This window comes from Rhizobium sp. No.120 (assembly GCF_054558365.1).
Map to the genome: position 1 here is coordinate 161,628 of NZ_BAAJNQ010000006.1, position 17,355 is coordinate 178,982.

The following is a 17,355-nucleotide window of genomic DNA, read 5'->3' on the forward strand; positions in this document are numbered from 1 at the left end:
CCGCCGATGAACGAACCGCTCGCCCGTACTCAATCGCCGATGAAAACCGATGCCATCGGCTTCTTCGGAAAATTGCCGGCCCATGGCGATTTCGTATCTGCCGCATTTGGCTCCCGCCTGCAAAGCGAACTCGATCAATGGGTTCGAAGCGGCCTGATTGCCCTGGAAGCCGCATTAGGCCCGGATTGGCGCCGGCCGTTCCACGCGATGTCGGCGTGGCGCTTCGTCGTAAACAAAGGCGTCTGGGCGCCGGCTGCCATAGCGGGCGTCCTCCTGCCTAGCCGCGACCGCGTAGGCCGCAGTTTCCCATTGATTATCGCCGCTCAGTTACCGCGCTTTTCTGGCCAGCTGCGCGATCTCTGCGAGGACGAGAGCTGGTTTACCGCGGCCGAAGCATTGGCGGAGAGCTCCGACAAGGCCGATTTCGAGATGAAGCGTTTCCTCGAAGGCATCACGCGGCTTCGCCCGCCGTTCATTGACAAGCAATCGACCACGATGCAGCCCGCCGCAATCAGCAATGCTTCCACACCGGGCTCGCTCTGGTGGCGGATCAATCCCGGGACGCGCCAAGGCAAGGGGTTTCGAACCGTAGCCGCTCCCGCGGCCCAAGATTTCGTCAGGCTCGTTACGGCGGAAACCCCGAAAGTCCCAGTCGCCGCTGAACCGGAGATATATTCTGTTGCTTCCGCTGCGATTGAAGCGCCGCAAACGGCGAAGGTGGGATCAGCCGATTTTGCGATAGCATACAGCCATGCCAGTCACGCCGGAACACGTCTTACGTTGAATGCCGATGCACTTCTTCTAAGTGCCGCACCGCATATCTTTGCGATTGCAGACGGTGTCGGCGATGGCATTGGGGCCATCGAGGCGGCGAGGATAACAACGGGAATCCTCGCCGGCATCCCGCAACGCGATGCGCTGCAACTCTTGCTACAGGATATCAAGAGCAAGCTTGGCCACGCTCACGCGATCCTGCGCGCCAAGGGCGCAACTGCGGAGCGTGAGCTTCCCATCGCCAGTGTCGTGAGCGCTACATTGCTCGACGGCGAATTTGCCGCCATATGGGCGGGAGATGCGCGATGCTATTTGCTACGCGATGGAATGATGCGATTACTGACCCGCGACCACATCGAGATTGGGCTAAGGCGTACACTCGGCCGTGCCTTGGGGCTGAAGGATCAGTTCGTCTCGGAAACTCTTCGTGACCGCCTTCAACGCGGTGACCGGCTCCTGCTCGTAAGCGGTCCGCTTCCCCGTACCCTTACCGATCGCGTCATTGCAGAGATCCTAATTGAAACGCCGCTGGAACGCGCCGCGGAAGCACTGATTCAGGAAGCGCTCATTGCGAACTGTCGCGAGAATGTCAGCGCAATCGTCATCGGCGTGACATGAGTGGGGATGCGAGCGAAACAGATATGAGAAGGATCGCAGCAAGCTTTGCGGAACTGCTGCATCTTCTCACTCATGAAGGCGAAGCTGAACGACCAAAGGAGGTGCGCGATCTTCTGATCGATCGATTGCGCGACGCATTGGACCGACGCCTGCCTTTCCTCTCCGGGGGTGAACCGGCTTTCATCGGAAATACCTTTCTTGTCGAAGCGGTTGTACACCGTAATGACCGGACAGAAATCACCCGGTTGCGCCATCGCGATCTCGGCACCTTTCATGCCATGAAAACGATACCGCCGGATCGGGCAAATGAGGCCACCGCCAAAGCCTTGCTGCTGCGTGAAGCAAGCATCGGCATGACGCTTCGCAGTAGCGAACTCGCCTGTACTCAATGCGCAATCCGACTGCCCGATGGCCGGCCGGCCCACATCATGGAATGGGTGGGACCATCCCTGTCGCAACGACTGGCACAAGGCCCTATCTCACCGACCGATGTGAGGGCGGCTGCAAAATGCCTACTTGCTGGGCTGACCGCAATCCATCAAGCAGGTTACGTTCATGGCGATATTTCGCCAGCAAACCTTTTGCTGAACAATGGAAATTTCGATTGCCTAAAGATCGCCGATTTCGGTACCGCGGTAGAGCGCGGAACCCGTTACAGCGACCTCGATATCGCCAAGACTATGACGCCCAGCTTCACCGCGCCAGAACTTTCAGGCGATACCGCCATGCAGATCAGCGCCGATCTCTTTTCGGCCGGGTGCGTCATCAACCTACTTCTGAACCATTGCGACGAGACCGGGCAATCGATCGTTCAGATCAAGGCGGCTGCCCGACATCTGGCGGACCCGACGCCTTGCAAAAGGCCGCCGAACGCGATGGCGGCCCTTGCGTTGATTGAGACAGCCTAGTTCGAATCCTGCTAATTCGAAGATGGACTGCCTGGAAGCGGTGCCGCGGCGGTCGGCGCGCTCTTCTGATACACGGTCAACAGCTTGGCAAAATCGACCGTGTCTGCATTGCTGGCGAAGATCGTGTCGCCATCCTGCATCTTGAACTGCTGCATCAGCACAAAATTCGATACCTGCTTAAGATTGACGCTGTAGATGACCGGCTTGACCGAAGCAACGGTCGGAGCGCTGGCGCCCTTGGCAAGACTCGATGCGACCTGCGAATAGATCTTCTGGTTTCGGAAAAGATAGAAGTTACGGGAGTCCGCGCGGTCATCAAGCAGGCCGCCGGCGCGGGCGAGCGCCTGCGCCAAGGTGGTCTGGCCGGGCTCAAGCGGGAACTCGCCGACGCTCTTGAAGGCGCCGAGTGCCGTGAAGGTCTGCAAAGAGCCACTGACGAACAACTGATCGCCAGGCAGTAGGTACACGTTCTGCTTGCTATCCTGAAGGATGCGATCCAGCGGTGCGCTCGCCCTTTGCGAACCGCGGGTCAGCGTCACGGTTGTGTTGGCCGGCGCAGACGATGCACCGCCGGCGAGCGCAAGAACATCAAGCACCCGCTCCCCGCGGGCCGTCAAGGGGAAGCGACCGGCAGAGCGAACCTTACCATCGACCGTGACGGCACTGGAGGGCTTGTCGACGACCGTGACGACGGCCTGAGGGTTGACCGAGGAGCCTTTGAGGGCGGTGACGATCTTCGACTGCAAACCTTCCGGCGTGGAATCGATGACGCGCTGCTTGCCGACATAGGGCATGGTGACGAAGCCGCGCGAATCGACGGTGAATCGGCCAAGATTGAGGGACTTACTTTGGGTGGCCGACAGCAATCCGTCCTCTCCGGTATCCAGCACCGTCACGTCGAATACGTCGCCCGGGCGCAGGCGGGCATCCGAAAATCTCCCGGAGCGCAGTCCGGCAAGCCCATGATCCGTGAGCGCATAGGACGGTGTCGCAACCTGCGCACCCATCGGAGCTTCGGAGAGCGGCACGACCGGAATTTGTCGCTGTGTACCGGGCATCCTCGCATTGCGAATGTTGAGGGCGCTTGGCCCATCCGACGGCCCTGCACAGGCGCTGAGTGCAACCAAGGGTAAAATCGCCGCCCATTTCCGCATTCCGGAATCTCCTTCGGATGTTAGAAGCAAGGCAGAAATATCAACCAGAAGGCGGGAGGCAATATGCGAACCTAACAAATAGTGAATTATGACAGTTTGGTTGTTTACCATTGTGTCCAAATGGCAACCGAAGAGTAGTTCAGCGCCTCTCTAACCGCTCTCGTTGCAGGCAAATTCGAGACCTGAGCGCCTAAAATGCGAAGCGCTACGGCGAATCGAACTTTCAAAATCACGCAAGCGTCGTGTGCGGAAAGCTCTCGCGTTGAGGGAAATTAGCTTCGTTATGCAGCACGCTCCAGTAGAGTCGTGTACCCGGCCTTTATTACAGCCATCTACCGACGATTTCCTTGCTGATGCTGCCGACAAGGGTCTTACCACTTGAAAACCTGCGGATCGGAGACCGTCGAAGAAAGTGCCGACGCCGTGACAAAGCCCACCCCCGGGATGGTTTCCAACCGGTTCGGCAGATTATTTCGGTAATGCCAGGAAATCAGTTTCTTTTCGATCGCTGGAAGTCGCTGCGCCAGATCGCAAACCAAATTGGCGAGGGCTTCCAGCACGAACCGAGCAAGCTCCGGCAGGGCAGATCGCTCACCTTGCGCAAGCTCTCGCACGACGCGCCATCTGGCTGATGCCCACGCCAATCGAAATGCCAAGCTCGGCAAGCTCGGTACGGATCGACTGCCATCGTGGGCTGCTTAATGAGTAGGGCTCCTGAACGGAGCAGCATCGCTGCGGATTGCGGCTCAACGGATTTGACTGGCACAAATCACATTGTCGGCCTGCTGAGACAGATGCCTTTCATGGGATAACGCTCTATTATGAAACCGCTCGGCAGTATCGGTGTTACCGCTTTCGCAACGAACCGCGTTTCAATCGAATCCATTACCTCAGCGGGCTAGGAATGAGCCGGCGCCTTCTCGATCAATCGATATTGTTTCGACATTCTTGTTCCTGATCGTCGCCCCTATTTGATGCAGGCTCCGTTCGATTTTTAACATGTCGAACATCTGCTGTGGTGACTTGAATACGGTAGCAACATGGAGAGCGGATATATTCTCCACCCTCCAGTTGCCTACCGTAGGACTTGTATATTCATGCAATTTCATGGTTCAGGTCGAAGGCCTTCAGCTCTTCTTCATAGCAGCAGTCTTGCATTGATCGCGGAATTTCTTGCGATCCTTGCCGTGCAGACCTTTAGCGTCAGCATCGGCCGAACATTTCTTGGAAATGGCCTGCTTTTGCGTGTCGGCTATAACCGGCTTTACAGTCGTGGTCGTTGTTGCTGCCGGCTTTGCTGTATCTACGGTTGCTGCAGCAGCTGGCTTTGTAACGGCGTTTGTGCTTGTGGTAGTGGTAGTTGCGGTTGAAGATGCTGCAAAGGCCGAGCCGGAAAATGCCAGCACGCCGGCAAGAGCGAGAGCATAGGTGATTTTCATGTATTGCCTCCGAAAGTTAGGGGGTGTCTTAAGGGACGCATATATTTGTGCATGCCGCATCTGAACCGGATGTGAATGCTCGACAAGCGCACGTTGCCTTTGCTCTTGGGAGTGGGAAAAGATGAGGTTATGCTGCAAGACTGAGCGTTGTCTGCTTGGGGCGACCTTCAGCGGCGGCTAGGACCGGTAGAGCGCGATGAGCGCCAATCGGCAACCAGCGCATCTGACGCTTCTGTTCCTGCAGGCATTGACGAGGCTGTTGGCGGTACTTTCGTCCGGCGAGCTGGATATCGGTAGGCCAGATCACAACAATCAACTCCGCGAAACAAGGCTCTTTCGTCGCGCTTGTTGCGATGCCATGCGCTTGTCACCAGCAAAAAATGGACCGCCATGCCGGTCCAGTTCGCTGTGTGTCAGATCGCACAATGGCTCCACCTCTCCAATTGAAGCGTGCTCGAAGGCATCATCGAAGCTCTCGGCCAGCTCACGATCCATTTCCCGCAGCAGGCGGGGAATCCATTTGCCCCTGCCCGACCATCTTCCTCGCCCGAGCAGCATAAGATCGGCCAACGGTTGATAGAGTTGCGCGGCAATCGCGCGTGCCTCCGGAGCCGCCCGCTCCCCATGCAGGTCATCGAGAAGGTCGGTGATTTGATATTTCAAAGCATTCAGCTTCTCACCTTCCAGCTCTGGCGGGCTGGCATGGAGGATGTCGGCAGCATAGTCCTTCCAGACCTGTCCCTTGTCAGGATTTGGCCCGAGGATCTGGCCTGTCGCAACCATATGAATGATAACGGGATAGCCACGCGCAATATCGTTCTCGAAAAACCAGCTGATCGTCTCGGGGTCGTGAACAAACACTTCGAATGGAAAGTCGCCCTCGATAAAGGTTTCGCGCCAAGCGGTTTCGAGCCGATCGAAGACCACGACCAAATCGATGTCGGAGCCCTTTCGCCCCTCGCCTCGTATGATCGATCCTGAGGCAAAGGCAAAGGAATAGCCCGCAAAACGGCTGGCGAGAACCGAGCGGGTCGCCTGCATTGCCGTTTCGAATATGCTCATCTCACTCTCCACACATCAATTGTCTTGCTGGTCCGATATGTTGGCCGAAATCTCCGTAGAGGGCATCTGCTCTCCAAATTAAACGGCTGCGATAATCTGTCGACGAATGGCTACAAAGCCAAGGGCAGCTCGAAGCTTCGCTTCAATGTTTCCATCGGCACATCGGTCTTGACGTTCAGTACGCTTGGGATGCGAGTCAGATGGTCGGCCTGAAAGCGCCAGTAGCTGTGAAGATCGGCCGTCACGATGCGCAGGATGGCATCGCACTCGCCCGTGGTCAGATAACATTCCATGACTTCGGGGAACCGTCTCACGGCCTCCGCGAATTGCAAAGTAATTTGCGCATCCTGTGTCTTGAACCAGACGCGGGCAAACACGGTAAGGCCCACACCCACCTTTGCCGGGTCCAGAACGGCAACATAGCGATCGATGATGCCCGCATCCTCCAACAATCGCACGCGGCGAAGACAGGGGGATGGCGACAACCCCACTTCCTTCGCGAGGTCCACATTTGAGATGCGTCCGTCACGCTGGAGCACCCTGAGGATCCGCCGGTCGATCTCGTCCAGAGTCGGTGACACAATATAGCTCCTTGCGTCGATTAAACGGCATAATATGCCAAATTTTCTCGCAGTATTGAACTCTTTGCAAGCTCATTGCGCTAGGATTGGCCTATCGTTCCAGCCATTAATATGGAGACGGAAGCCGATGTCGAAAAAGTTCAAGAAAGTCGTACTCGCCTATTCCGGAGGACTGGACACATCCATCATCCTGAAATGGCTGCAGCAAACCTACGGCTGCGAAGTCGTGACCTTTACCGCCGACCTTGGCCAGGGCGAGGAGCTTGAGCCCGCCCGCCGAAAGGCCGAGCAATTGGGCGTTAAAGATATTCGCATCGAAGATGTCCGCGAAGAATTCCTCCGGGATTTCGTTTTCCCGATGTTCCGGGCAAACACGCTCTATGAGGGGCAATATCTCCTCGGCTCCTCCATCGCCCGCCCGCTGATCGCCAAGCATCTCGTCAGTATCGCAAGCGAGGTGGGTGCCGATGCCATTGCTCACGGCTCCACCGGCAAGGGCAATGACCAGGTGCGTTTCGAACTGGCGGCCAATGCGCTCGACCCATCGATCAAGATCATCGCGCCATGGCGCGAGTGGGCCATCCAATCGCGCACCCAGCTGATCGAATATGCCGAAGCGCATCAAATTCCCGTGCCGAAGGATAAGCGCGGCGAGGCTCCTTTTTCGACCGACGCAAATCTCTTGCACACCTCCACCGAGGGCAAGGTCCTGGAAGATCCGGCTGAAATCGCGCCATCCTATATCTATCAGCGCACCGTCGATCCTCTGGAGGCACCCGACGAGCCGGAAATCGTCGCCATCGGCTTTGAAAAGGGCGATGCGGTCTCCCTGAATGGCGAAGCAATGGCACCGGTGGCACTCCTGACGAAGCTCAACGAATTGGGCGGCAGGCATGGAATCGGCAGGATCGATCTCGTCGAGAACCGTTTCGTCGGGATGAAATCGCGTGGCGTGTACGAAACTCCGGGTGGCACGATCCTGCTTGCTGCCCATCGCGGGATCGAATCCATCACACTCGACCGCGCCGCTGCACATTTGAAGGACGAGATCATGCCCCGCTACGCCGCGCTGATCTATAACGGCTTTTGGTATTCGCCCGAGCGGGAAATGTTGCAGGCATTGATAGACCGGAGCCAAATCCATGTCAGCGGCGAAGTGACGCTCAGGCTCTACAAGGGCTCAGCCAGCGTGATCGCGCGCACCTCGCCCGCCTCGCTCTACTCGACCGAACTCGTCACCTTCGAGGAAAGCTCCGGAGCATACGACCACCATGACGCGGAAGGTTTCATCAAACACAATGGCTTGCGTTTGAAGAGCTGGGCAATGCGAAACAGGAGGGTAGCCGCATCTGCTATTGACCTCGACTGCGCTTGAGGTTGCAGAATGGCTGGCCTAACGAGGTCCATTCGCAATGAAGATATTGAATGACGAGGATTTATGCCCTGCCGCAGTGATGCGTGGCGCGATCGATGCCTTGGAAGCAGCTTTCCGCGCCAAGGCGGCCGGCAAACTGGTGTCCCCGCCCCGGCATCACGTCTCCTTTCCCGATCGTGGAGACATCGTGTTTACCGTCGGCGGCATCGATGGTGAGCGGCCGCTTGCCGGCTTTCGCGCCTACGAGACTTTTGCCGGCGGACAGCATGCACAAATCGTCGCTGTTTGGCGTGCTGACACCGCTGAACTTCAAGGGATCATCTTGGGCGAGCGGCTCGGCCAGATCAGGACAGGGGCAATAGGAGGCATAGCTATCCGTCACCTCAGCGACGCGACCGCCCGCACGGTCGGCATCATTGGTAGCGGTGCGCAGGCACGAACGCAGCTCGTTGCCGCTGCTGCCGTTCGCGCCATAGACTCTGCCCGCGTCTTCAGCCGAAACCCGAGAAACTGCGCCGCCTTCGCTGAAGAAATGCAATTAGAACTCGGCATTGCCATTGAACCGGTTACAAGCGCCGCAAAAGCCGTGGCCGATGCCGATATCGTGTTATGCGCAACAAGCAGCGATATGCCGGTGATCGATGCTTCTGATTTAAACGCCGGCGTCCACATCAATACGATCGGCCCGAAGACGCTGAAGGGACATGAACTCGGCCTGGACGTCGCGAACATGGCCAGCATCATCGCTACGGATTCTCCTGAGCAAACGCGCGCCTATGCGTCCCCATTTTTCCTTTCCGGAACCCTCCACGAGGAGCGAATGCTTGATCTTGCTGCCATAGTCGCGGGTCATGCTGCCGGCAGAACATCCCCTCTCGACACCACGCTTTTCTGCTCGGTCGGCCTCGCGGGTACGGAAGTCGTCGTAGCATCGGCCATATTCGACATGATCTGACATCGGGTCGGAAATCATGCGGCGATCCTCCGGTGCCGTCATTGGCTATTGCGGCGTGACCTCACTCAATAGCCAATCCTGAAACAATGTCGCCGTCTCGTTCGTCTGCTTCTTTTCCGGCATGACCACGTAATAGCTGTTTTCGGTCGGCATCGGCAGATTAAACAGCGGCAGCAGCGTGCCGGCCTTGAGCTCATCCTCGATCAGATAGGTCGGCAGGAGCGCCACACCGAGCCCGGCGATGGCGGCTGCGATGATCATGGAAAACTGGTCGAAGCGCGCGCCGGGATAGGCATTCTCCGTCGGCAGCTCCTGCAGATCGAACCACTGCGCCCAGAGCTTCGGACGCGTCGTCAGATGCAGCAGCGGTGCTCCCGCCAGCTCGTCCGGCGAGATGAGACTTAGCCGCCCGGCAAGCTCACGACTGGCAACGGGCAGCACGGTCTCATTGCAGAGAAAGGTCGCGACGGCTCCCGCCCATGCCGGCAGACCGTAGTGTATGGCCAGATCGAAATTATCCTCCTCAAAATTGAAGGGCTTGGAGCGCGATTCCACTGTGACGGCGACATCGCGATGTTTGTCCAGAAACCGACCGAGGCGCGGCACCAGCCAGCGTGTGCCGAAGGTCGGCAAGGTCGCGACCTTGAGCGATAGTTTCATCTGGCCTGCGGCGACGGCGCCGATCATCAACCGCTCCGAACGCAAGAGCAAATCCTTCACCTCCGGTAACAACCGAAGTCCAGCCTCAGACAGCACAACGCGCTGACGGACGCGCTCGAATAACTTCAGGCCCGTCTGCTGCTCGAGATCGCTGATCTGGCGACTGACGGCGCTTTGCGTCAGATTGAGTTCTTCGGCGGCACGCGAGAAATTCTGATGGCGCGCAGCGCATTCGAATGCCTGAAGATTGACGATGTCAGGGATGAGGCGTCGACGCATGATCATTCCATTTTCGCATCAAGTTAGAATTCTCTCTCACAACACCAGTGGCCAAACAAGAGATATTCTGCCAGATAGGAATGATATAGCCTTTCAAGAAGAGATCGCACATGAAGCCTGATCACGTCTCGACCAGTGATATTCGCAGCGCTTTTTCCGCCGCCATGTCGGCAATGTATCGCGAAGAAGTCCCCGCCTACGGTACGCTGATGGAGCTGGTCGCTCGCGTCAACGACGAAACGCTGGCGGCACATCCAGAGCTTAAGGAGCGGCTGGAGGCGACGGATTATCTCGATCGCATCTCCGAGGAGCGGCACGGCGCCATCCGGCTCGGAACCGCAGCCGAGCTTGCGATGATGGCACGGGTCTTCGCCGTCATGGGCATGTATCCCGTCGGCTATTACGACCTCTCGACCGCCGGCGTGCCTGTACATTCGACAGCGTTTCGCCCGATCGGCGATGCTGAGCTGAAGCGCAATCCTTTCCGCGTCTTCACCTCGCTGCTGCGGCTCGATCTCATCGCCGATGAAGATCTTCGCAAGGCAGCCGCAGACATTCTCGCGAAGCGCCAGATTTTCACCGATGGCGCCGTCGCACTCACCGAAAAGGCCGAGCGCGAAGGTGGCCTGAACAAGGAGGACGCCCAGCGCTTCGTTGACGAGGTTTTGGAGACCTTCCGCTGGCATGACGAGGCCAATGTCGATGCCGCCATGTATCATCGGCTTCACGACGCCCATCGGCTGATTGCCGATGTCGTATCCTTCAAGGGACCGCACATCAATCATCTGACGCCGCGCACCCTTGACATCGACCAGGTGCAGGCGCTGATGCCGGATTACGATATCGCACCGAAGGCCGTGGTCGAAGGACCGCCGACGCGCATCTGCCCGATCCTGCTGCGCCAGACCTCGTTCAAGGCGCTCGAGGAACCTGTCTCCTTCCGCAATGCCGATGGCATCTGGGAAGCAGGCTCTCATACCGCCCGCTTCGGCGAGATCGAGCAGCGCGGCATTGCGCTGACGCCGAAGGGCCGCGCGCTTTACGACCGATTGCTGGATCAGTCGCGCAAGATTGTGCGCCCCGCAGCCGACGGATCGAACGCCCGTGACTATGAGGCAGCGCTTGCGGAGAGCTTTGCCGAATTCCCGGATGACTGGGCGGCAATCCGCGCTGAAGGCCTCGGCTACTTCACCTATTCGCTGACGGCCAAAGGCAAGACCGCCGCAACGAGCCACGGGGATATCGACGCGCTGATCGAACAGGGCTTTGTGCAGTTTGATCCGATCGTCTACGAGGATTTCCTCCCCGTCAGCGCGGCCGGCATCTTCCAGTCCAATCTCGGCGATGGCGCGCAGCAGGACTTCGTTGCCAGCCCGAACCAGCAACGCTTCGAAGCCGATCTCGGCATGAAGGTGCTGAACGAATTCGACCATTACGCCGGCATCGAACAGGCATCGATCGATGCTTGTCTACGAGCCCTTTCCAAACAAGACGCCGCCGAGTGAAGTGATGCGGCGATATCAGCCGCGCGCCATCCGGATCAAGACAAGTGGAGTTTCATGAGATGAACATCGCAGCCAAGACCCCTTCTGTTGCAGCCGAAGCTGCCGCCATTCTCGAAAAGCTCGGCGTCGACAAGGCGCTTTATACCGAGGGCGACATGCCCTCCTACTCCCCGGTCACCGGCGAGAGGATCGGCAGCCTCAAGACCGTTTCTGCTGACGAAGCAGCAAGCAAGATCGAGAAGGCGCACGCCGCATTCCGCGCCTGGCGCCTCGTCCCGGCACCGAAGCGCGGCGAACTGGTGCGCCTGCTCGGCGACGAGCTGCGTGCTGCCAAGGACGATCTCGGTCGCCTGGTTTCCATCGAAGCCGGCAAGATCCGCTCCGAAGGCCTCGGCGAAGTGCAGGAAATGATCGACATCTGCGATTTCGCCGTCGGCCTTTCCCGCCAGCTGTACGGTCTGACGATCGCCACCGAACGTCCGGGCCATCGCATGATGGAAACCTGGCATCCGCTCGGCGTCGTCGGCATCATCTCCGCCTTCAATTTCCCGGTCGCGGTCTGGTCGTGGAACGCGGCGCTGGCGCTGATCTGCGGCGATGCCGTCGTCTGGAAGCCCTCGGAAAAGACGCCGCTGACCGCTCTTGCCTCGCAGGCGATCCTCGACCGCGCACTTTCCCGCTTCGGCGACGCGCCGGAAGGTCTTTCGCAGGTGCTGATCGGCGATCGCGCGATCGGTGAAGTGCTCGTCGACCATCCGAAGGTGCCGCTCGTTTCGGCAACCGGCTCGACCCGCATGGGCCGTGAAGTCGGGCCGCGGCTTGCCAAGCGCTTTGCCCGCGCCATTCTCGAACTCGGCGGCAACAATGCCGGCATCGTCTGCCCGTCGGCCGATCTCGACATGGCACTGCGCGCCATCGCTTTCGGCGCCATGGGCACGGCCGGCCAGCGCTGCACGACCCTGCGCCGTCTCTTCGTCCACAAAAGCGTCTACGATCAGCTCGTTCCGCGGTTGAAGAAGGCCTATCAGAGCGTCTCGGTCGGCGACCCCCTGCACTCCTCCGCGCTCGTCGGCCCGCTGATCGACAAGGCAGCGTTCGACGGCATGCAGAAGGCCATTGCCGAGGCCAAGGCCCACGGCGGCTCGGTCACCGGTGGTGAGCGGATCGATGTCGGCCATGCCGATGGCTATTACGCAAAGCCGGCGCTGGTGGAAATGCCGAAGCAGGCAGGCCCGGTGATGGAAGAAACCTTCGCGCCCATCCTCTATGTCATGCCCTATGACGATTTCGACGCCGTTATCGACGAGCACAATGCCGTTGCCGCCGGCCTGTCGTCCTCGATCTTCACGCGCGACATGCAGGAATCCGAGCGCTTCCTCGCAGCCGACGGCTCGGATTGCGGCATCGCCAACGTCAATATCGGCACGTCAGGCGCTGAAATCGGCGGCGCATTCGGCGGCGAGAAGGAAACCGGCGGCGGCCGCGAATCCGGCTCGGATGCCTGGAAGGCCTATATGCGCCGTGCGACCAACACCGTGAACTACTCCAAGGCCCTGCCGCTGGCTCAGGGTGTCTCCTTCGACATCGAGTAAGGTTCCATGACGGTCGCGACCAAAATCGAAGAGGCGGGCTTCAAGCCCGCTTCGCGGATCGCCTCTATCGGCGTTTCCACCATTCTTCAGATCGGTGCGCGCGCCAGCGCGATGAAGCGGGAGGGCCTGCCTGTCATCATTCTCGGCGCCGGCGAACCGGATTTCGACACGCCCGACACTATCAAGGAAGCCGCCAAGGCCGCCATCGATCGTGGCGAAACGAAATATACCGCGCTCGACGGCACGCCGGAGCTGAAGAAGGCGATCGCCGGAAAGTTCAAGCGCGAGAATGGCATCGACTACGCGCTCGACGAGATCACCGTGGCGACGGGTGCCAAGCAGATCCTGTTCAACGCCTTCATGGCGTCGATCAATCCGGGCGACGAGGTTATCATCCCTACGCCCTATTGGACCTCCTATTCCGATATCGTCGAAATCTGCGGCGGCGTGCCGGTTCTGATCCCCTGCGATGCTAAGGCCGGTTTCCGCCTGAAGGCGGATCAACTCGAAAAGGCCATTACCCCGAAGACGCGCTGGCTCCTGCTCAACTCGCCATCGAATCCATCGGGCGCGGCCTATTCCGACGCCGATTATCGGCCGCTGATCGAAGTGCTGCGGCGCCGTCCGCATGTCTGGCTGATGGTCGACGACATGTACGAGCATATCGTCTACAAGGGCTTTGAGTTCACCACGCCCGTCGCCATCGAACCGCTTCTCAAGAGCCGGACGCTGACGGTCAACGGCGTTTCCAAGGCCTATGCCATGACCGGCTGGCGCATTGGCTATGCTGGCGGTCCCGAGGCTCTCATCAAGGCTATGGCCGTTATCCAGAGCCAGGCGACCTCATGCCCCTCCTCTGTCAGCCAGGCGGCGGCCGTTGCAGCACTGAATGGCCCGCAGGATTTTCTCAAGGGCCGCAAGGCAAGCTTCCAGCGCCGGCGCGATCTGGTGGTTGGTCGGCTTAACGCCATCGAAGGCCTGAATTGCCTTATGCCGCAAGGTGCCTTCTACACATTCTCCGGCTGCGCCGGCGTGCTTGGAACGACGACACCGTCCGGAAAGAAGATCGAGACGGATGCGGATTTTTGCGCCTATCTCCTCGACGAAGCGCATGTCGCCGTCGTGCCCGGCTCCGCCTTCGGATTGTCGCCCTATTTCCGCATCTCCTATGCGACGTCGGAAGCCGATCTCGTCGAAGCGCTTGATCGCATCGAAAGGGCCTGCGCGGCGCTCCGGCGCTAGAGCAATTGTGGAAGACGCGCAAGATGGCTGCCCATCCGGACCTGCGTGAAAACAAAGAGATAGAGCATTCGCGTAATTCTGTTTAAAAGCGGGAATGCTCCACTCATCGCGTAAAATGCCGGAAGTCTTCGCATCATGATACCACGCCTCGTTTCGGCGAAAGACAGTTCGCTACATCAGACCGGCGCCTTCACCCGTCGGCTGTCGGCATTAGGCTTTAGCGGCGACGTCGAAACGGATGAAGGTGCCAGGACAGTCGCCTCGACCGACAATTCCATCTATCAGATCAAGCCAACGGCAATTCTCTATCCGCGCGGCGCAGATGATCTGAAAATCATCGCCAAAGCCCTATCCGAACCTGCCTTTTCCGATCTCGTCATCACCCCGCGCGGCGGTGGAACCGGAACGAACGGACAATCCCTGACTTCGGGCGTCGTCGTCGACTGCTCCCGGCATATGAACCGCATCCTGGCGATCGATCCGGTTCGAAAGATCGCCCGTGTCGAGGCCGGTGTCGTCAAGGATCAATTGAACAAGGCGTTGAAACCGTACGGCCTATTCTTTGCGCCAGAGCTTTCCACCTCCAACCGCGCCACCATCGGCGGCATGATCTCCACTGATGCCTGCGGCCAGGGCTCCTGTCTTTACGGCAAGACCAGCAATCACGTTCTCGGCCTTCGCGTGGTGCTTTCCGATGGCAGTGATTGGTGGTCGCGTCCGCTGGGCAATCCCGAGCTGGAGGAGATCAAGGCGCGTGACGATCGGATCGGCGAAATTCATCGCGTCGTTGATGCAATCGCCAGGGACAAAAACGAGCTGATCGCGGCGACCTTCCCCAAGCTCAATCGTTACATGACCGGCTACGATCTTGCCCATATCCGGCGCGACGACGGCCGCTTCGATCTCAATGCGGTGCTGTGCGGCTCCGAAGGCACGCTTGCGATGATCGCCGAGGCCGAACTCAACGTGCTGCCGATCCCGGCGCAATCTGCCCTCATCAATATCCGCTATGATGATTTCAACACGGCGCTCGAAGATGCCAGACGGTTAGTGGCGCTGAAGGTCGCCTCGGTCGAGACAGTCGACGAGAAGGTGCTGGGTCTCGCCAAGGGCGACATCGTCTGGAGCGGCATCGCCCACTTCTTTCCGAAGGATGCGTCCGGCTCGGCCAATGGCATCAATATCGTCGAGGTGCTGGCTGACGATCGCGACGAGCTGGAACGCAAACTGACGGACATGACCGCGGCCCTTGATGACCGTTCTTCCGCGCGCCACAAGGGTTACACGGTCGCCCGCGAAAAGAGCGAGATCGAGGCGATATGGTCGATGCGTAAACGCGCGGTCGGCTTGCTCGGCAATGTCGAAGGACCGGTGCGGCCGGTGCCCTTTGTCGAGGACACTGCCGTTCCGCCCGAGCATCTGGCCGCCTACATAAGAGAATTTCGCGCCCTTCTCGATGCCGAGGGGCTGGATTACGGCATGTTCGGCCATGTCGATGCCGGCGTGCTGCATGTCCGCCCGGCGCTCGATCTTACCCGCGCCGACCATCAACCGCTCGTCCGCAAGATCAGCAACGGCGTCGTTGCCCTCACCCGCAAATATGGCGGGGTGCTCTGGGGCGAACATGGCAAGGGGGTTCGCTCGGAATATGTCCCTGAATATTTTGGCGACCTCTATCCAAGCTTGCAGGACATCAAGCGCGCATTCGACCCCGGCGATCGCCTCAATCCCGGCAAGATCGCATCCGGCTCATCCCGCCCGTTGCTGAAGATCGACGAAGTGTCACTGCGTGGCGACTTCGATCGTATCATCGGCAACGACATCCGTGCCGCCTTCGATAATTCAGCCTATTGCAACGGTAACGGCGCCTGTTTCGATTTCGACGCGACAAGCCCGATGTGCCCCTCCTTCAAGGCGACCGGCGACCGGCGCTATTCGCCGAAGGGCCGCGCGGCGCTGATGCGCGAATGGCTGCGTCTGCTGGCGGAGCGGCAGGTCGATCCGCTGCGTGAGGCGCTAGCGCTGCGCCGCGCCAATCCTTTCGGCAATCTGTTGCGGCGAGTGGTCAACTCGCTCGATCCGGCCAATCGCGACGACTTTTCCCATGAGGTGCGGGCGGCAATGGACACATGCCTCGCCTGCAAGGCCTGCGCCGGCCAATGTCCCGTCAAGGTCAGCGTCCCGGCTTTTCGATCGAAATTCCTGGAGCTCTATTACGGTCGATACCTTAGGCCGCTGAAGGACCCAATCGTTGCGGCCATCGAGACGACCCTGCCGCTGATGGCGCGTTTTAAGCCGGGCTACAATCTGCTCACCGGTTCAGCCGTCGGACAGGCCTTGATGCGGTTCGCTGGTCTCACTGCGCTTCCGGCCATGCCTGCAGTATCGCTCGAACGAGAAGCCGCTCGTCTCCGCGTGCAGGTTGCTACTCCGGAACTGTTGGGAAAGCTCTCCGCAGAGGAGCGAGCCCAAGCGGTCGTCATCGTTGCCGATGTCTTTTCCATCTATTTCGATCCGGCCGTCGTCATCGCAGCGCTCAAGCTCGCCCTGAAAATGGGTTTCAAGCCGTGGCTCGCTATGTCACAGAACAACGGCAAGGCCCTGCATGTCCATGGCTATCTCGGCCGCTTCGAGAAGGCGGCGGCGAAATCGCGAGATTATCTCGATCGCATCTCGCAGATAGGCATCCCGCTTGTCGGTATCGATCCGTCGATGACGCTGACCTATCGCAGCGAATATGCCGCCCTGCCATCCGCCAAGCTGCGCGCGCCGGTGCTGCTGCTTCAGGAATGGCTCGCCACCAACCTCGACCGATTGCCGCCGGCTCAGACTTCGCCGCAAGAGCGTTTCACGCTGCTTGCGCACTGCACCGAACGGACGAATGCTCCGGCTGCCCTCAAGCAATGGGCGATGCTCTTCGGAAAATTGGGAATCAAGCTCGATATGGCCGATGTCGGCTGCTGCGGCATGGCCGGCACTTTCGGCCATGAGGTGCGCAATCGGGCCATCTCGGAAAAGCTCTATGCAATGAGCTGGCAGGACAGGATCGCCGAGAACGGCAATCAAACCGTCGTCATGGCAACCGGCTTTTCCTGTCGTTCCCAGGTTGCCAAGATTGATCGCCAAACCATTCCGCACCCAATCGAAATCCTCGAACGGCTCATCGCCTAGTTACTGGGTCGCTGTTTTCAAAGCGAAAATACATGTGGCG

The 17,355-nt window shown here is 59.2% G+C and carries 14 protein-coding genes and 1 pseudogene; 8 read left to right on the top strand and 7 right to left on the bottom strand.

Annotation, left to right across the window (positions count from 1 at the left end):
* The first annotated feature begins 6 nt into the window (after positions 1–6).
* Both tagF and ACYJRZ_RS18955 read left to right on the top strand, forming a co-directional pair.
* Positions 7–1,392, top strand: a complete 1,386-nt coding sequence (tagF, locus tag ACYJRZ_RS18950) for a type VI secretion system-associated protein TagF (RefSeq protein ID WP_459461528.1) — start codon at positions 7–9, stop codon at positions 1,390–1,392.
* A 23-nt stretch (positions 1,393–1,415) separates the two neighbouring features.
* Positions 1,416–2,300 (top strand): protein kinase domain-containing protein, encoded by an 885-nt coding sequence (locus ACYJRZ_RS18955; protein ID WP_459461530.1) that lies wholly within the window; start codon positions 1,416–1,418, stop codon positions 2,298–2,300.
* Between the two features lie 11 nt (positions 2,301–2,311).
* Here the strand turns inward: ACYJRZ_RS18955 and ACYJRZ_RS18960 are convergent, their stop codons facing one another.
* The 6 genes and pseudogenes from ACYJRZ_RS18960 to ACYJRZ_RS18985 form a co-directional block, all read right to left on the bottom strand.
* Positions 2,312–3,454, bottom strand: coding sequence for a polysaccharide biosynthesis/export family protein (locus ACYJRZ_RS18960; protein WP_459461532.1), 1,143 nt, complete (start codon positions 3,452–3,454; stop codon positions 2,312–2,314).
* Between the two features lie 371 nt (positions 3,455–3,825).
* Positions 3,826–4,014: a transposase gene (locus ACYJRZ_RS18965; RefSeq protein WP_459461534.1), complete on the bottom strand. Its 189-nt coding sequence runs from the start codon at positions 4,012–4,014 to the stop codon at positions 3,826–3,828.
* A gap of 567 nt (positions 4,015–4,581) precedes the next feature.
* Positions 4,582–4,893, bottom strand: coding sequence for a PsiF family protein (locus ACYJRZ_RS18970; protein ID WP_459461536.1), 312 nt, complete (start codon positions 4,891–4,893; stop codon positions 4,582–4,584).
* A 127-nt stretch (positions 4,894–5,020) separates the two neighbouring features.
* Positions 5,021–5,196, bottom strand: a pseudogene (locus ACYJRZ_RS18975) (ISKra4 family transposase); the annotation flags it as partial.
* A 9-nt stretch (positions 5,197–5,205) separates the two neighbouring features.
* Complete coding sequence (locus tag ACYJRZ_RS18980; RefSeq protein ID WP_459461538.1) at positions 5,206–5,955, bottom strand: nucleotidyltransferase domain-containing protein; 750 nt, start codon at positions 5,953–5,955, stop codon at positions 5,206–5,208.
* Positions 5,956–6,065: 110 nt separating this feature from the next.
* Positions 6,066–6,536 carry an Lrp/AsnC family transcriptional regulator gene (locus tag ACYJRZ_RS18985; RefSeq protein WP_459461540.1) on the bottom strand — a complete coding sequence of 157 codons (471 nt, stop codon included), beginning with the start codon at positions 6,534–6,536 and terminating at the stop codon, positions 6,066–6,068.
* Positions 6,537–6,663: 127 nt separating this feature from the next.
* Between ACYJRZ_RS18985 and ACYJRZ_RS18990 the strand changes: the two genes are divergently transcribed.
* Both ACYJRZ_RS18990 and ACYJRZ_RS18995 read left to right on the top strand, forming a co-directional pair.
* A complete protein-coding gene (locus ACYJRZ_RS18990; RefSeq protein ID WP_459461542.1) occupies positions 6,664–7,911 on the top strand; it encodes an argininosuccinate synthase in 1,248 nt (415 codons plus the stop codon).
* Between the two features lie 37 nt (positions 7,912–7,948).
* A complete protein-coding gene (locus tag ACYJRZ_RS18995) occupies positions 7,949–8,866 on the top strand; it encodes an ornithine cyclodeaminase family protein (RefSeq protein ID WP_459461544.1) in 918 nt (305 codons plus the stop codon).
* 45 nt (positions 8,867–8,911) lie between these two features.
* Here the strand turns inward: ACYJRZ_RS18995 and ACYJRZ_RS19000 are convergent, their stop codons facing one another.
* Positions 8,912–9,811: a LysR family transcriptional regulator gene (locus ACYJRZ_RS19000; protein WP_459461546.1), complete on the bottom strand. Its 900-nt coding sequence runs from the start codon at positions 9,809–9,811 to the stop codon at positions 8,912–8,914.
* 104 nt (positions 9,812–9,915) lie between these two features.
* Here ACYJRZ_RS19000 and hglS point away from each other — a divergent pair, with 104 nt between their 5' ends.
* The 4 genes from hglS to ydiJ all read left to right on the top strand — a co-directional run bounded on the left by hglS (position 9,916) and on the right by ydiJ (position 17,315).
* Positions 9,916–11,310, top strand: coding sequence for a 2-oxoadipate dioxygenase/decarboxylase HglS (gene hglS / locus ACYJRZ_RS19005; protein WP_459461548.1), 1,395 nt, complete (start codon positions 9,916–9,918; stop codon positions 11,308–11,310).
* 59 nt (positions 11,311–11,369) lie between these two features.
* Complete coding sequence (amaB, locus tag ACYJRZ_RS19010; RefSeq protein ID WP_459461550.1) at positions 11,370–12,902, top strand: L-piperidine-6-carboxylate dehydrogenase; 1,533 nt, start codon at positions 11,370–11,372, stop codon at positions 12,900–12,902.
* Between the two features lie 6 nt (positions 12,903–12,908).
* Positions 12,909–14,144, top strand: coding sequence for a pyridoxal phosphate-dependent aminotransferase (locus tag ACYJRZ_RS19015; protein ID WP_459461552.1), 1,236 nt, complete (start codon positions 12,909–12,911; stop codon positions 14,142–14,144).
* A gap of 135 nt (positions 14,145–14,279) precedes the next feature.
* On the top strand, positions 14,280–17,315 hold the full coding sequence (ydiJ, locus tag ACYJRZ_RS19020; protein ID WP_459461554.1) for a D-2-hydroxyglutarate dehydrogenase YdiJ: 3,036 nt from the start codon (positions 14,280–14,282) through the stop codon (positions 17,313–17,315).
* Positions 17,316–17,355 lie beyond the last annotated feature (40 nt).

Bases quoted from the DNA above. Each gene is read 5' to 3' on its own strand.
- tagF (WP_459461528.1), top strand. From the start codon at position 7: ATGAACGAACCGCTCGCCCGTACTCAATCGCCGATGAAAACCGATGCC.
- ACYJRZ_RS18955 (WP_459461530.1), top strand. From the start codon at position 1,416: ATGAGAAGGATCGCAGCAAGCTTTGCGGAACTGCTGCATCTTCTCACT.
- ACYJRZ_RS18960 (WP_459461532.1), bottom strand. From the start codon at position 3,454: ATGCGGAAATGGGCGGCGATTTTACCCTTGGTTGCACTCAGCGCCTGT.
- ACYJRZ_RS18970 (WP_459461536.1), bottom strand. From the start codon at position 4,893: ATGAAAATCACCTATGCTCTCGCTCTTGCCGGCGTGCTGGCATTTTCC.
- ACYJRZ_RS18980 (WP_459461538.1), bottom strand. From the start codon at position 5,955: ATGAGCATATTCGAAACGGCAATGCAGGCGACCCGCTCGGTTCTCGCC.
- ACYJRZ_RS18990 (WP_459461542.1), top strand. From the start codon at position 6,664: ATGTCGAAAAAGTTCAAGAAAGTCGTACTCGCCTATTCCGGAGGACTG.
- ACYJRZ_RS18995 (WP_459461544.1), top strand. From the start codon at position 7,949: ATGAAGATATTGAATGACGAGGATTTATGCCCTGCCGCAGTGATGCGT.
- ACYJRZ_RS19000 (WP_459461546.1), bottom strand. From the start codon at position 9,811: ATGATCATGCGTCGACGCCTCATCCCTGACATCGTCAATCTTCAGGCA.
- hglS (WP_459461548.1), top strand. From the start codon at position 9,916: ATGAAGCCTGATCACGTCTCGACCAGTGATATTCGCAGCGCTTTTTCC.
- amaB (WP_459461550.1), top strand. From the start codon at position 11,370: ATGAACATCGCAGCCAAGACCCCTTCTGTTGCAGCCGAAGCTGCCGCC.
- ACYJRZ_RS19015 (WP_459461552.1), top strand. From the start codon at position 12,909: ATGACGGTCGCGACCAAAATCGAAGAGGCGGGCTTCAAGCCCGCTTCG.
- ydiJ (WP_459461554.1), top strand. From the start codon at position 14,280: ATGATACCACGCCTCGTTTCGGCGAAAGACAGTTCGCTACATCAGACC.